This is a genomic window from Streptomyces sp. NBC_00193 (assembly GCF_026342735.1).
Lineage (GTDB): Bacteria > Actinomycetota > Actinomycetes > Streptomycetales > Streptomycetaceae > Streptomyces > Streptomyces stoeckheimensis.
This window is the reverse complement of the sequence record NZ_JAPEMM010000001.1, coordinates 781,629-796,853: the sequence shown is the minus strand read 5'-3', so window position 1 is coordinate 796,853 and position 15,225 is coordinate 781,629. Positions and strand designations below refer to the sequence as shown.

9 protein-coding genes are annotated in these 15,225 nt (G+C 75.4%); 6 read left to right on the top strand and 3 right to left on the bottom strand.

Annotated elements, in window-relative coordinates; all coding sequences use genetic code 11:
- Positions 1 to 3 precede the first annotated feature (3 nt).
- The 4 genes from rbfA to OG898_RS03125 all read left to right on the top strand — a co-directional run bounded on the left by rbfA (position 4) and on the right by OG898_RS03125 (position 6,482).
- The gene (rbfA, locus tag OG898_RS03140; RefSeq protein ID WP_250749255.1) at positions 4 to 480 is read left to right on the top strand and encodes a 30S ribosome-binding factor RbfA; all 477 of its coding nucleotides are present in this window, start codon (positions 4 to 6) and stop codon (positions 478 to 480) included.
- Entirely contained in the window at positions 480 to 1,388 is a 909-nt protein-coding gene (gene truB / locus OG898_RS03135; RefSeq protein ID WP_250749251.1) for a tRNA pseudouridine(55) synthase TruB, read from the top strand. The genes rbfA and truB overlap by 1 nt, the downstream gene beginning before the upstream one ends.
- Before the next feature lie 324 nt (positions 1,389 to 1,712).
- On the top strand, positions 1,713 to 5,471 hold the full coding sequence (locus OG898_RS03130) for a serine protease (RefSeq protein WP_266954864.1): 3,759 nt from the start codon (positions 1,713 to 1,715) through the stop codon (positions 5,469 to 5,471).
- Between the two features lie 57 nt (positions 5,472 to 5,528).
- A complete protein-coding gene (locus tag OG898_RS03125; protein ID WP_250749246.1) occupies positions 5,529 to 6,482 on the top strand; it encodes a bifunctional riboflavin kinase/FAD synthetase in 954 nt (317 codons plus the stop codon).
- A gap of 84 nt (positions 6,483 to 6,566) precedes the next feature.
- On the opposite strand, the gene OG898_RS03120 is transcribed toward OG898_RS03125, so the two are convergent.
- From OG898_RS03120 to eccE, 3 genes are all read right to left on the bottom strand, one after another.
- Positions 6,567 to 9,245, bottom strand: a complete 2,679-nt coding sequence (locus tag OG898_RS03120) for an SCO5717 family growth-regulating ATPase (protein WP_266954861.1) — start codon at positions 9,243 to 9,245, stop codon at positions 6,567 to 6,569.
- Positions 9,246 to 9,960: 715 nt separating this feature from the next.
- Complete coding sequence (locus OG898_RS03115; RefSeq protein ID WP_266954859.1) at positions 9,961 to 10,737, bottom strand: hypothetical protein; 777 nt, start codon at positions 10,735 to 10,737, stop codon at positions 9,961 to 9,963.
- On the bottom strand, positions 10,734 to 12,029 hold the full coding sequence (gene eccE, locus OG898_RS03110) for a type VII secretion protein EccE (RefSeq protein WP_266954857.1): 1,296 nt from the start codon (positions 12,027 to 12,029) through the stop codon (positions 10,734 to 10,736). The genes OG898_RS03115 and eccE overlap by 4 nt, the downstream gene beginning before the upstream one ends.
- 260 nt (positions 12,030 to 12,289) lie before the next feature.
- On the opposite strand from eccE, the gene eccB reads away from it, so the two are divergent.
- Positions 12,290 to 13,876 carry a type VII secretion protein EccB gene (gene eccB, locus OG898_RS03105; RefSeq protein WP_266954855.1) on the top strand — a complete coding sequence of 529 codons (1,587 nt, stop codon included), beginning with the start codon at positions 12,290 to 12,292 and terminating at the stop codon, positions 13,874 to 13,876.
- Positions 13,876 to 15,126, top strand: a complete 1,251-nt coding sequence (gene mycP / locus OG898_RS03100) for a type VII secretion-associated serine protease mycosin (protein ID WP_266954853.1) — start codon at positions 13,876 to 13,878, stop codon at positions 15,124 to 15,126. The genes eccB and mycP overlap by 1 nt, the downstream gene beginning before the upstream one ends.
- The last annotated feature ends 99 nt before the right edge of the window (positions 15,127 to 15,225 follow it).

The window sequence follows — 15,225 nt, the reverse complement described above, 5'->3', positions numbered from 1 at the left end:
CCAGTGGCCGACAATGCGCGGGCGAAGAAGCTGGCGGACCTCATCCGGGAGGTGGTGGCCGAGAAGCTGCAGCGCGGCGTCAAGGACCCCCGCCTCGGTACGCACGTGACCATCACGGACACCAGGGTCACCGGCGACCTGCGGGAGGCCACGGTCTTCTACACGGTCTACGGTGACGACGAGGCGCGGGTCAGTGCGGCAGCGGGTCTGGAGAGCGCCAAGGGCGTTCTGCGCTCCGCGGTCGGCCGGGCGGCGCAGACCAAGTTCACGCCGACCCTGACGTTCGTGGCGGACGCCCTTCCGGAGACCGCCAAGAGCATCGAGGACCTCCTGGAGAAGGCGCGGACCTCCGACGCCCAGGTGCGCGAGGTCTCCTCGGGCGCGAAGTACGCCGGCGACGCCGACCCGTACAAGAAGCCCGATGAGGACGACGACACCGACGAGGCCGTCGCCGACGAAGACGGGGACGCATCCGCGTAATGAGCACCAACGCAGGGAAGACGCCGGACGGCCTGGTCATCGTCGACAAGCCGTCCGGTTTCACTTCGCACGACGTGGTCGCCAAGATGCGCGGGATCGCCAAGACCCGCCGCGTCGGCCACGCCGGCACGCTCGACCCGATGGCGACGGGCGTGCTGGTCCTGGGCGTCGAGAAGGCCACCAAGCTCCTCGGCCACCTCGCGCTCACGGAGAAGGAGTACCTCGGCACCATCCGGCTGGGCCAGAACACCCTGACGGACGACGCCGAGGGCGAGATCACCTCGTCCACGGACGCCTCCGGGGTCACCCGGGAGGGCGTGGACGCGGGCATCGCCAAGCTGTCCGGCGAGATCATGCAGGTCCCGTCCAAGGTCAGCGCCATCAAGATCAAGGGCGTGCGCTCCTACAAGCGCGCACGCGACGGCGAGGACTTCGAGATCCCGGCCCGCCCGGTGACCGTGTCCTCGTTCCAGGTGTACGACATGCGGGATGCGGAGGCCGAGGACGGCACCAAGGTCGTCGACCTCGTCGTCTCCGTGGTCTGCTCCAGCGGTACGTACATCCGCGCGCTCGCGCGGGACCTGGGCGCCGACCTCGGCGTCGGCGGGCACCTCACGGCGCTGCGGCGCACGCGGGTGGGCCCGTACAAGATCGACCGGGCGCGCACGCTCGACCAGCTCCAGGAGGAGCTGACCGTCATGCCGATCGGCGACGCGGCGGCTGCCGCGTTCCCGCGCTGGGAGCTCGACGCCCGGCGGGCGTCGCTGCTGGCGAACGGCGTGCGGATCGACATGCCGGACGAGTACGAGCCCGGCAAGGCGGTCGCGGTCTACGGGCCGGACGGGCAGCTGCTCGGGCTCGTCGAGAGCAAGGGCGGCAAGGCGAAGTCGCTCGCCGTCTTCGCCTGACGGGTTCTCCGCCCGGCGCGTTCCCCGATGCAGTCCCCGGTCGGCCTTCGGGCCGGCCGGTTCGCGTTTCCGGCCGGTTCGCGTTTCGGGCCGGTCCTCGTTTTGACGTGGAGCGGTGAGCGCACACGGACTGCTGCTCACCGCTCCACGACCCCCCTCGGGTAGGTCTCTATCCACCCGGAGCCCCTTATTCACCCGTCCGAGCAGGCGCTCGGAGTGAATGGAGGGAGCGTAAGGGGGCGCTTTCGCCTCGCGTGCTGTTCCCGCTGATCTTCACCTGCCTACCGTCGTGGCTACGGGGCACGCGCGGCGGGGAGTGGTGCGGTGACGGCGGAACTGATCAGGATCTGCGATCTCGCCGGGAGGCCGCGGGGGAGCGGCTTCGTCGCGGACGACCGGGGGACGGTGCTCACCAGCCACGAGGCCGTCGACGGACTGGCCCGGGTGGTCCTGCACGGGCCGTCGCCGGGGGAGCGGACCTGGCTGGCGGGGGCCTCGGACGTGACCGCCCTGCCGGAGCTGGGGCTGGCGCTCGTACGGAGCGACGGGCTCGGGGTACGGCCGCTGCCGGTCGCTCCGCGGGGGGTGATCGCTCCCGGGACGTACGTACGGCTGTCCGCGCGGGGCTGGCGCCAGGCGCGGGTGCTCGGCGGGGCCGAGGCCACCTACGCCGCGACCTCGACGACCTCGACGGCGGGGACGGTGGGGACGGGGACGTCGGCGGCGGCGGCGGACCGGCTCCGCCGGCTGCCGGCCGGGCTGGAGCTGGCCATCGGGACCGACGGCCGCGACGCGCTGCGGCTCGGCGGCGAGGCCTGCGGGGGCCCGGTGCTGGACGCCGCAACCGGAGCGGTGCTCGCGGTCCTGTGCACCGCTCTGCAGGCGGAGCACCGCTCCGGCGGCTTCGCCGTGCCGCTCACGGCCGCGGCCGCCGCCGATCCGGGCGGACCCCTCGCCGCGCTGCTGGAACGCAACGCCGCCACCGTGCCGGGCCACGGCGCCGATCTGAACCTCGCCGGAGCCCTGCAGCTCACCGGGACCACCCTGGGCACGGCCCTCGCCGCCGGGGCGGGCCCGGAGCCGGTGGACCGCCCGGAGATCGCGGCCGAACTGGACGCCTTCACCGCCGGGGACCGCTGCACCGCCGGGGACCCCCCGGTCCTCGCGCTGGTCGGGCGCCCCGGCACCGGACGCACGACCGCCCTCGCCGCCCTCGCGGTCCGCCGCGCCCGCGGCCCGCGCCCGGCCCCGACCCTCTGGCTGCGCGGCTCCGACCTGCGGGTCGGGGACACCTCGCTGGCCGACGCGGTGGCGCGGGCGCTGGCGGAGGCGGGGCGGATCCTGGAGGTGCCGGCCGCCGCTCCGGGACCGGACCCGGCGTCGGCGCTGGCCGCGGTCGTGGCTTCGGCCGGGCGGGCCCTGCTCGTCGTCCTGGACGGGCCGGAGGAGATGCCGCCGCGGCTCGCGGCGCTGGCCGGGCCGTGGACCGCGGCCACCGCCGCCTGGCTGGACGCGACCGGAGCCCGGCTCGTCCTGGCCGCCCGCCCCGAGTACTGGGAGTCGGCGGGGCGGCTCTACCCGTCGCGGATGCTCCGGACCCCGGCCCGGCCGGCCCGCCGGCTGCCGCCCGCGGTCCCGGTCGGCGACCTCACCCCCGAGGAGGCGGCGCTCGCCGGGGCCCGGCTGGGGATCCCGGCCGACGCCGTCGCGGGAGCCGACGCCCGGCACCCGCTCACCCTGCGGCTCCTCGCGGAGGTCCGCGCGGCCGGGGTCACCGCCGGCCGTCCGTCCCGTGACGAGGTGTTCGCCGCACACCTGGACCTGCTGTGCCTGCGCGTGGCCGTCCGGGTGTCCGCCGCGCTGCCGCAGCCGCGTAGACCCGGCGTCGGCGGGGCCGCGGACCCGGTCGGCGCCGACGGGCCCGACACGGCCGGGGTGCACGGGCCCGGGGTGGGCCGGCTGGCCGCGCGGGTGGCCGGGCGGGTGCACGAAGCCGCCCGGCGCTGTCTGGGGCCGGGCCAGGGCCAGGTGGACCGGGCCTCCTTCGAGGAACTGTTCCCCTGGCGGTCGGGGTGGGCCTCCGCCGTGCTCACCGAGGGGCTGCTGGTGCCCGCCGGAGAGGGGTACCGCTTCGCCCACGAGGAGCTTGCCGACTGGGTGCAGGCCGCGCACCTGGATCTCCCCGCCGCCCTGGAGACCCTGGGCCGGGACGTTCCCCGCCACCGCATCGGTCCCGTACTGGAGGCTCTGGGCCTGCTTCCGACCGGGGAGCGGGCGGCGGCACTGGAGCGGCTCGTGGCCCTGCTCGACGCAGCGGACGGCCCCGAGGCGCGGTGGTGGGCCGCCCGCCTCCTCGGCGAAACCCTGCTCCGGGTCCCGGACGCGACGCCGTACCTCCCGGTCCTGTACGCCCTCACCACCCACCTGACCGGGCCCGCGCCGGGCGGGGCGCACGAAGCGGGCCCGACGCCGGTGCCCGTGACACCGGCGGACCCGGCACCGGCGGACCTGACACCGGCCGGCTCCGCGGCGTACGCCGGCGCCCTGGGGACCCCGGGCCCGGCCGTCACCGCCCCGTGGGCGGGCCCCGGCACCACCGGGCACCCGTGGATCCCCGCCCAGGGCGGAGCCCCGGGGGCCGGCGGGTCCGGCGGGCATGCGGGGCACCTCCGCCCCGGCGGAACGCGGACCGGTGACGTCACGGAATCCGGCGGCCCGCCCGATCCCGGTCGGGGCCGGGAGGACGAGGGGGAGTTCGGGGCGTGGTTCTGGACCCGGCTGCGCGTCGCAGAGGAGGACCGGTTCGAGCTGCTGCGGCGGATGCTGCCCCACGACCACCGCTTCCTCGACGCCGCCGCCCGGCGGCTGGTCCGCGCGCCGCACCTCGTGCAGCCGCTGCTCTGCGGCTGGTTCCGCGACGAGCGGCGGCTGCTCGGGCGGCCCGGGGCCACCGTCGCCACCGCCGCGCAGGCCTTGCTGCACACCCATCGCCACCTCGCCGTCGACGACCTCGCCGAGGCGCTCGTCACCGCCGCGCACCCCCGCGCCGACGAGCTGCTCGCCGTACTCGCCGAGGACGAGCCCTCCGCCCTCAGCCGGGCCGTGGACCGCTGGGCCCACGACGAGCGGCCCGGCCGCAGGGTCGCGGCCGCCGCGTACGGGCCGCTCGCCGCCCCGCACGTACGGACCCCCGCCGACCGCGAGCTGCTGCGCTACGCCGCGCAGGCCCTCCTCGCCCGCCCCGGCGACGCCTCCCTGCACGGCAGCGCCCTCGGGATCCTGCTCCGCGACCCCCAGGTACGGGCCCGCTACCTCCCCGAGGCCCTCGCCTGCTTCCGCGACCCCGGGCGCGGACTGCGGCTGCCCGCCGCCGCGCTGGTCGCCGCGCTCCCCGTGCTGCCCGACCCGGACGCGGTGTTCGCCGCCCTGCGGGAGCGGGCCGACGGCGAGGTGGTGCGCGCGCTGGCCGCGCTGACCACCCCGGGCCTGGCCCGGCGCGCGGCCGACCTCGTACGGGACCACCTGGCGCGGCACCCGCAGGACGCGGCGCACGCCGCCGCGTTCGTGGACCGGCGGCTCGAACAGGGTCTGGCCGCCGCCCCCGTGCTCCGCCCGCTCGTACGGGACCTGCTGGGCTCCGGTCCGCCCCCGGTACGGGCCGCGCTGGCCGGCGTACTGGCCGCCCCGGGCACGGAGTCCTCGTACACGCTCCGCGGCGAGCTCGCCGAGGCGCTGCTCCGCGAGGAGCTCGACCCGTCGGTGCTCGACGCCTTCCTCGGCGCACTGGCGGCCGGGGCGGCCACGGGCGCGCCCGACCGTACCCGGGACCTGCTGCGGCGCACCGGCCGGCAGCTGCTGCGGGCACCGGGCGGGCCGGCGGTCTTCGAGCGGCGCACGGTCGAGCTGGCGCGGGCCGAACCGGCCTTCGGCGCACTCGTGGCCCGCTGGCTGGAGCGGGCGCCGCAGGAGGCGGCGGCGCTGTTGGGGCCGAGCGCGCGCCGGACCGTCGAGACCCTCGCTCACAGCGCGTCCCCGCGGGACGACGCCGATGATGGGCAGCGGCCACCGGCATGGCAGTCTTAGACCTGCAATCGGCAACCAGGACGTGGGCCTACAGGGTTCGGGCGAGGAGCGGTCACAGTGCAGCGCTGGCGTGGCTTGGAGGACATCCCCCAGGACTGGGGACGCGGCGTCGTCACCATCGGGTCCTACGACGGCGTCCACCGCGGTCATCAGCTGATCATCGGACGGGCCGTGGCCAAGGCCCGCGAGCTCGGCGTCCCCTCCGTCGTCGTCACCTTCAGCCCGCACCCGAGCGAGGTCGTCCGCCCCGGCAGCCACCCGCCGATCCTGGCCCCGTACGACCGGCGCGCCGAGCTGATGGCCGGGCTGGGCGTGGACGCGCTGCTGATCCTGCCCTTCACGGCGGAGTTCTCGCAGCTGTCCCCGGCCGACTTCATCGTGAAGGTGCTCGTCGACAAGCTGCACGCGCTGGCGGTCATCGAGGGACCGAACTTCCGCTTCGGCCACAAGGCCGCCGGAAACGTCGAGTTCCTGCGGCAGCTCGGCGCCACCTACGACTACGAGGTCGAGGTCGTGGACCTGGTCGAGCGCGGCGAGGCGGGCGGCGGCGTGCCCTTCTCCTCCACGCTGGCGCGCAAGCTCGTGGCGCAGGGCGACATGGACGGTGCGGCCGAGATCCTGGGCCGCCCGCACCGGGTCGAAGGCGTCGTGGTGCGCGGTGCGCAGCGCGGGCGCGAGCTCGGCTACCCGACGGCGAACGTGGAGACGCAGCCGCACACCGCGATCCCGGCCGACGGGGTGTACGCGGGCTGGCTGACGGCGGACGGCGAGCGGATGCCGGCGGCGATCTCGGTCGGCACGAACGTGCAGTTCGACGCGACCGAGCGGACCGTGGAGGCGTACGCGATCGACCGGGTCGGGCTGGACCTGTACGGCATGCACGTGGCCGTGGACTTCCTCGCCTACGTGCGCGGGATGGCGAAGTTCGAGTCGCTGGACGGGCTGCTGGAAGCCATCGCCGACGACGTGAAGCGCGCACGGGTGCTGACGGACTCGTACGACGCGGTCTGACGAGCGGTTTCACAACGGGCGAGGGCCCGTACCGTCCCGGGGATTCCGGGGGCGGTACGGGCCCTCGTGCGTGTGCCGGCTGCGTCAGCCCAGCCGCGGGTCGCGCGGGGGCCCGCCGGGCTGGGGCTGACCGGGCTGCTGGGGCCAGGGCTGGCCGGAGGTGGGGTAGGGCTGCTGCCCGTACGTGGGCTGCGGCTGCTGGTGAGGCGGCTGCGGCTGCTGCGGGTAGGGCTGCTGGGGCGGCTGGGGCTGGCCCCAGTGGTTCGGGGGCGCTTGCTGCTGGGCGCGGATGAAGTCCTCGGCGACCAGGGCGGAGAGGTTGAAGTAGGCCTCGCGCGTCTTGGGCCGGAGCATGTCGAGGTCGACTTCGGCGCCGGCCGCGAGGTGGTCGTCGAACGGGACCACGACGACACCGCGGCAGCGGGTCTCGAAGTGCCGCACGATGTCCTCGACCTTGATCATCTTGGCGGTCTCGCGGACCCCGGAGATCACGGTGAGGGAGCGCGAGACGAGGTCGGCGTACCCGTGCGCGGAGAGCCAGTCGAGCGTGGTGCTGGCGCTGCTCGCGCCGTCCACCGACGGGGTCGAGATGATGATCAGCTGATCGGCCAGGTCCAGGACCCCGCGCATGGCGGAGTAGAGGAGGCCGGTGCCGGAGTCGGTGAGGATGATCGGGTACTGGCGGCCGAGCGTCTCGATGACGCGACGGTAGTCCTCGTCGTTGAAGGCCGTCGAAACGGCCGGGTCCACGTCGTTGGCGATGATCTCCAGCCCGGAGGGGGCCTGGGAGGTGAACCGCCGGATGTCCATGTACGAGTTCAGGTACGGGATCGCCTGGACCAGGTCCCGGATCGTGGCCCCGGTCTCGCGGCGCACGCGACGGCCGAGGGTACCGGCGTCCGGGTTCGCGTCGATGGCCAGGATCTTGTCCTGGCGCTCCGTGGCGAGGGTGGCGCCGAGGGCGGTGGTGGTCGTGGTCTTGCCGACGCCGCCCTTGAGGCTGATGACGGCGATGCGGTAGCAGGACATGACCGGCGTGCGGATCAGCTCCAGCTTGCGCCGCCGCTCCGCCTCGGCCGCCTTGCCGCCGAAGCGGAACAGGCCGCCGCCTCCGGAGGCGTTGTTGCCGCTCTTGGCCTTCTGCTTGCCGCGGAGCAGGCGGTCGGAGGACAGCTCGACGGCCGCGGTGTACCCGAGGGGGGCGCCGCCGGAGGGCTGGGGGGCGCCGTAGCGGGGATCGTGCCCGTGGGGGCCCTGCGGGCCCTGCGGGCCGGGGGGACCTTGCTGCCACTGCCCGCCGCGGGGATCGGCGTACTGCTGCGGGTGGGGCTGCTGGGGCTGCTGGGGCTGCGCGGGCGGGAACCCGTACCCGGCAGCGGGCACCTGGGGCCGGGGTTGGGGCTGGGCCTGGACCGGCGGCAGGATGTCGTACCCGGCCTGAGGATCAGGGGACCCCTGAGCGGACCCCTGAGTCATCGGAGGCGAGGTCAACTCCGAAGGCCACCGCGGGAGTTCGGCGCCGGATGCCGGGTCGGCTCCGGCGGATCCCTCGAACGTGTCCGCCGCGCGCGGCGCCGGAACGACCGTCCCCTCGGGGGGAGTGGGCGTACGCACGACTGCGGGCGGCGCGGGGTTCTCGTACGGCGGCTGGGCGGCCTGCGAAGCCGGTGCGTCCGGCCGGGCGGGCGCGGCGTCGTGCTCGGCGCCGGCGGGCCGGGACGCGTACGGGTCGCTCAACGGTTCCGACCGGGCCCCCGCTGCGAACGGCTCGCCCGGCGAGGCCTGGTCGCCCGCCGGACCGGCGGCACCCTCGGAACCCGGACCGGCCGGGGCCTGCGGGCCCCACGCCTGGTCGGCGGGCGCGGCAGCCTGCGGAGCGGCCCCGTCCGAGGCCGACGCGACCGGCGGCAGGCCGTTGTCCGAGGCCGGCGCCTGGGGCGGGACGGCGCCGTCCGAAGCGGACGGGACCGGCGGCAGGGCGGTGCCCGGAGCCGGTGCGGAAGCGTCCGGAGCCGCCGGGTACGACGGGACCGCCGAGTCCCGGGCCGGCTCGTAGGCGGCCGGGGCGGCGCTGTCGGGAGCCGACGGGCTCGACGGCAGTTCGGCACCGGCATCCGCCGGGCGCCATGGCAGCCCGGTACCGGGGGCGGGCGTGTGGGGCGAGGCGGGGCTGTCCGGAGCAGACGGGTACGCCGGGCGGGCGGCGTCGGGGGCCGGGGCGTAGGCCGGGGCGGCGCTGTCCGGAGCAGAGGGGTACGCCGGTCGGGCGGCGTCCGGGGCGGGACTGTCCGGGGCGGACGGGTACGACGGCAGTCCGGCGGCCGGGGCGGGCGGGTAGGGCGGAACGGCAGTGCCCGGGGCCGACGGGTACGGCGGGACGGACGTGCCGGCGGCCGGAGCGTACGGTGCGGCCGCGGAGTCCGCGGTCAGGGCCGTGGGTGCGTCGGGGGTGCCCGGGTACGGCACGGCCGCGGCAGGTGCCTGTGCGTCCGGCTCCGCGCGCGGAGCCGCAGCCGCAGCCGGCGGCGCGATGCGCATCGTCGGAGGGGTCCCCAGGTCCGACGGCGGCCGGTGGGGCTCGAAGCCGCTGCCCTCGGGCAGGCCCGGGATCGCGTCGGCGGCCGGAGCCGCGCCCTGCGTGTACCAGGCCGGCGGGGTGTAGTCGATGGTGAACTCGCCCGTCAGCTCGGGCTCCGCGTCGGACTGATCGTCCGTCGGGACGTCCCACGTCCCGCCGCGCCTCTCGTTCCGATCGCCGCTCACTGGTCCTCCTGGTATGTCGAACACTGGTTTGGCGTCCCACCGCGCCACGCCGCCGCCCAGCCTAATCGGGTCCCGCAGCCGGTATCCGCCCCCGTCTGCCCGCACCCGATGCCGACCGTGGGCCACGGGCCGCCCCCATCCTGCCCAAACGGCCGCATCCCCGGCCAATCCCAACCCCCTCGGGCCCGACGCACCACGGCGGCCGCGCCCTCCGGCCCGGCCCACCGCCCTGGCCCTCCGCTCCATGCTGCCCGCCGCGTCCTGCCGCTGGAGCACCACGGCCGCGTGCGTGCCGGCCTCAGCCGGCCGTCGCTCGCGTGCCGACCCCCAGCTCACCCGTTCCCGCTCTGCGGGTCCCCAACCCGTCCGCACTTCCCGGTGCTGCTGGTTCGGGTGCCCATCTGCTCTTGGCCGGTCCGCCCCGGGCTGGTTCGGCTCGGCCGGCGGATTCCTGGTCTGCCTGTTCCGGCGCCCGGCGCTGCCTGTTCCTGGCCTGCCTGTCAGGGCGCCGGCCGGTCCGCGGCTGCCCGCACATGCAGATCCGCCCAGCCGGGATCACCGAGTCGTATCCCTCGGACTGGTACCTCCCGAGTACCCACCCCGCGACCCCGGGTCCCCCGTGAGGCTGAACCTCGCGGCACCCCGGGCTCCGCCGGTCGGCACCCCTGCACCCCCGGGCTCCGCCCGTCCGCACGGGCGGCCGCCCGGCCAGGACTCAGTCGATGCGTCGGGACGGGCCCAGCAGGCCCGTTTCGGCGTCCGTCGGCTGGGTCATCACGAACTGGCGGTCCCGCTCGGTGCACCACAGCGTGACCCCGTCGCCCAGCGTCGGCAGGGACTCCACCGCCGCCGCGGGCAGCCGCATCAGGCGGCCGAGCTGCTCCGCCTCGTCAGGGGAGACCCGCTGGATGCCGACCAGGGAGGCGTTGCGCACCAGGCGGGGAGCCGCCGGGCTCAGGTACGGGAGCAGGGTCAGGACCGACTGCCAGGGTCCCGCCGCCACGCGACCCCGCGGGGGCCGCATGCCGCAGTCGCGGATCACCAGGACCGGGCTGCCCGCCGACGCGCCCTGCGGCGGCACCCGGCCCACGTCGTGCAGGGTCACGCACTGCTGGCCGCCGCCCGCGGCCTGCGCGAGCCCGGACCACACCTGGCCGCGCCCGGTCTCCACCGTCACCCGCGCCCCCGTGGCGGCCGCCCGCAGGGCCAGGACCTGCGCCGTCCACAGGCCGCCGATCAGCGTGACCTCGTACGGTGTCGGCCGGTTGACGCCGAGGACCGCCGGGCGGCCCCCCGAGTCCACGCCGATGACGACCCCGTCGTCCCCGATGGGCAGGGCGAGCGCGTCCAGCTCCGCCGCCTGGAGCACGTGGCGCTCCCGGCGCGGGCCGACCAATCCGAAGCCGCCCCGCACCGACACTGCAGCGGACCCGGCAGCGGAATCCGCAGCCGGACCCCGCGCCGAACGCCTCGTAGAGCCAACGCCCCTCATCGCGCTCCTCCCAGCGGCAGCGACGCCAGCAGCCCCGGCACCTGCTCCCGGTCCAGCCGCACCAGCCCGGCCTTGACGCCCCGAGCCGTCTGTTCCAGTCCGCGCCGCGCCGCGACCAGTTCCTCGTCGCTGCGCCCGGTGACCCGGACGTGCCCGGTCAGCGTGACCTCGTGCCGGGCCGCCGGGGTCATCGTCAGGCTGAAGTTCGTCGCCAGCGCCGGCAGCGAGGTCAACAGCGCGACGAACTGCGGAAGTCCCGCCCCGCTCCCGCCCAGCTGGGGCCAGCGGCTGATCCAGTACGTGGTGTGCCGCCGGTCGTCGCAGCGCCAGGTCCGCGGGGTCTCCTCGGTGCGCCGTCCCGTGGCCGCCGAGCGCCCGGCCTGGGTGATCGCCATCGGGTTCGCGCAGGAGGACGTGGCCAGCGCGCCCGTCAGCTCCTGCTCCGTGAGCACCGTCGCGCGGAAACCGGCCCCGGCGAGCCTGCTCGCCAACTGGTCCGCGACCCGCACCAGACACCGCTGCGCACCCGGCAGCCCGCCGCCGCGCGAGGTGACGGCGTCGGGGCAGAGCTCCGGATCCAGCTTGAGCGCGATCCAGGTGAGGCGCACCGCCGGGCTTCCGGTCAGGGCCTGGAGCGGGGCGTAGTTGCGGGTGGCCATCGACTGGGCCGGCAGGTGCGGCGCCGGCGCCGGCTGGGTGTGCTGCACGAGCTGCGCGGACTCCAGCCGGATGCCGTCCACTTCGAGGACGTCCCGTACGAGGGCCAGCGGCAGCGGCCGCGCCGCCCGGTCGGGCCGCAGTGCGGTGGCGTCCATGTCGACCTGGACCACCGCGGTCAGGAAGGTGCCGTCGCCGACCATTCCGACGGGCCGCCGGTCACGGCCCCGCTCCCGCTCGCGTTCCCGCTCGCTGAACGTGAGCGTCCGCAACGCCGGTTCGGCCTCCACGAGCGGGGCCAGCCCCGGCTCCGTGCCGGCCGGCACCGCGGTGGCGGCGGCCCGGCGGCGCCGTGCGCGCAGCGCCAGCGCACCGCCGATCCACTCGGGCAGCGAGCGCCGGTGCCTGCGGACGACCGCGAGCAGGACGAGGATCAGGGCGAGCACACCGGCCGGCGCCAGCAGCAGCGGCTCCACCACCCAGGCGGCCAACAGCGCCGCCGCGGCGACCTGGAGGAGCACGAGTTGTTGCAATCGGAACGGCCCGAAACGCCCCGGGCCGGACTTCGGATGCGGCGTCACTCCGGCGGGCGCGGATGCGGGCTCCCCGGTCCGCGGCCTCACGGCAGTGGCCATCACTCGCGCACCTCACCTTTCCGGGGTTCGTACCCCTGAGCCCCGGCAGCACGCGCGACAGCCGGCCGCTCGCCCCCGGAATCTCCCCAATCCGCCCCAACACCCCTGTTTCCCCCGGCCCGGAAGGCGTGGAGCGGCTGCCTCACCCTACCCGGCCCCCACCCACCCTCCGTCAAGAGGCATAGTAGGTGGCCGGTCGGACAATAGAGGCCCGGAGACCGTACCCACCGACCGGGCCGTGCGGGGAGAATCAGGCGGCCATGGCCTCACGACGTGACGAGCTCAACGCGTACACCTTTGCGAAGCGACGCACGGTGGCCGCGTTCCTTCAGCCTTCCGCGAGCGGGTCGGAGGAGGGCGCTCCCCGACCGTTGCGCGCCGTCCTGCCCGGTGTGATCACCGCGGCGCTCGTCCTCGCCGCCTTCGGAGCCTGGGGGATGTTCAAGCCGACGGCCCCCAAGGGCTGGGACACCCCCGGCGACCACGTCATCGTCGGCAAGGATTCGACGACCCGCTACGTCGTCCTGACCACCAAGGTCGACGGCAAGGACCAGACCCGCCTGCACCCGGTGCTCAACCTCGCCTCCGCCCGGCTGCTGCTCGACCCGAACAAGGCCAAGGTCGTCCAGGTCGAGGACAAGGTGCTGGACGCGGGCAAGCTCCCGCGCGGCCCCATCATCGGCATCCCGTACGCCCCCGACCGGCTGCCCGCCCCCGCGGAGGCGGGGAAGGCCAAGCGCTGGGCCGTCTGCCAGCAGCCCGGCGGCAACGGCAAGGGCGTGCAGACGGCCGCCTTCGTCCTGGCCGACCGCGAGGCGAAGCTGATGGACGACGGGCGCCGGCTCTCCGACTCCCAGGCCCTGTACGTCCAGAGCACCGGCCAGGGCAGGGCCCGCTACCTCGTCGACGCGGCGGGCATGAAGTACAAGTTCCCCGAGGGCACCGCGGACGCGCGCACCATGACCAACGCCCTCGTCGGCGGCAGCGCCGTCCCGCAGCCGGTCACCGAGGAGTGGCTGGCCACCCTGGGCTCCGGCGACGACCTGGCCTTCCCCGAGCTGCCGGGCGGCAAGGCCGGTACGGCCGCCGGGGTCAAGGGCCTGGCCAGCGCCGACGACAAGGTCGGCATGGTGCTGAAGGCCGTGACCGGTGCGGGTGCGCAGCACTACCTGGTGGTGCCCGGCAAGGTCGTCCCCGTCTCCGACTTCGTCGCCTGGCTGATGATCTCCTCGCCCGTGACCGACCGGCTGGACATGCACGGCAAGCCCCACGAGGTGGACCTCCAGTCCATCAACCCGGACCGCACGCCCTTCAAGGGCGACGCGAAGTGGCCGCTGAAGAAGACCGACCGGATCAACGAGGTCCGCGCCACCGGCTCCACTCCCGCGGACGGCGCCCGCGACACCGTCTGCAGCGTGCTGCGCTCGGTCGACGCCCAGGGCGGCCAGACGCTGAGCACCTGGGCCGGCACCGGATTCCCGGTCGACATCACCGCCACCGGCACGAGCGCCTACGTCACCCCGGGCACCGGCCTCCTCTACACCCAGACGCAGGGCCGCCAGACCACCGCGGGCGGCGCGCTCTTCCTGGTCACCGACACCGGCCTGCGGTACGCCGTCCAGGCCAACGGCGACAGCGACGCGGCCCAGCCCTCACCCGGACCGAGCGCGAGTTCCGGCCAGGGCGGGCCCGCCGCCTCCGACGGCCGCCCCGCGCCGAGCCAGGCCCAGGCCCGGCTCGGATACGCGAACGTGGTGCCGGTGCCGGTGCCCATCGCCTGGTCGGAGTTCCTCTCCAAGGGGCCCCGCCTCGACAGCAACTCCGCCCGCCAGCCCCAGGGTTCGTGATGCCGAGCACAGGGAAGCCCGCCGTCGCCGCCCTGCTGGCGGCGGCCGCCCTCACTCTGGGGGCCGCGCCGCAGCCCTCGTACGGGAGCGCCCGCGAGACCCCGTACCCGCTGCGCCTCGCGGGCGCCGGCGAGTGCACCTTCCCGATGAAGAAGCAGATAGAGGACCGGCCCTGGGCGCTCCAGCGCCTGCTGCTCGATGAGCTCTGGGCGGAGACCAAGGGCCGCTCCAAGGACGGCAAGAGCGTCCGCGTGGCCGTCATCGACACCGGCGTCGACCGGGTCAACCCGCAGCTCAGCGATGCCCTCGACATCGGGGCCGGCCGGGACTTCCTCGACGCCAAGGGCGACGGCACCGAGGACACCGTCGGGCACGGCACCAAGGTCGCCGGGCTGATCGCGGCCCGCCCGAAGCCCGGTACCGGCTTCGTCGGGCTCGCCCCCGAGGCCACGATCATCCCGATCCGGCAGAACGACGGGCAGGGCAACGGCAACGCCGAGACCCTGAGCGAGGCCATCACGCACGCGGTGGCCAAGGGGGCCCAGGTCATCAACATCTCGCAGGACACCGAGGTGCCGATGACCCAGGACTCCAAGCTCGGCCAGGCCGTCAAGAAGGCCGTGGAGGCCAACGTGGTCGTCGTCGCCTCGGCGGGCAACGACGGCCTGACCGGGAAGAAGCGCCCCACCTACCCGGCGGCCTTCCCCGGGGTCCTGGCCGTGGGCTCCTCGGACCGCAACAACGAGCGCGCCGCCTTCTCCCAGCCCGGCTCCTTCGTCGGCATCGCGGCGCCCGGGGTCGACATGGTCTCCACCGTCCCCGGTTTCGGCCAGTGCGTGGACAACGGCACCAGCTTCTCCGCGCCCTACGTCGCGGGGGTCGCCGCCCTGCTGCGCGCCAAGCACCCGCAGTGGACGGCGCAGGAAGTGGTCTGGCAGCTCCAGAACACCGCGGAGCGCTCCGTCAAGGGCCACGACGACTACGTGGGCTGGGGCGTGGTGGACCCGGTCCGCGCACTCACCCAGTCCGCCGAGGGGGCAGAGCCCCCCAAGGCCCCCGTGCCGGACCCCGGCCCGCCCCGCGCGGCGGCCCCGGAACCGGCCGCGATGGCCACGAGCGAGACGGCGCGCGAACGCGACGAGCGGCTCGGCACGTACGCGCTGGGGATCGGCGGCGTGCTCATCGCCGTGATCGCCGGTACGGCCACGGTGGTCCGGGACGCCCGGAACCGACGGCGCCGTTTGCTGTGAACGGTGTCACGGTTCATCAACAGATCCCAAAGGGCTGTGTTGGGTAAGGCCGATCAACTGACTACAGTGATCGGAGGCTTCACGACTGTGATCGGGGAT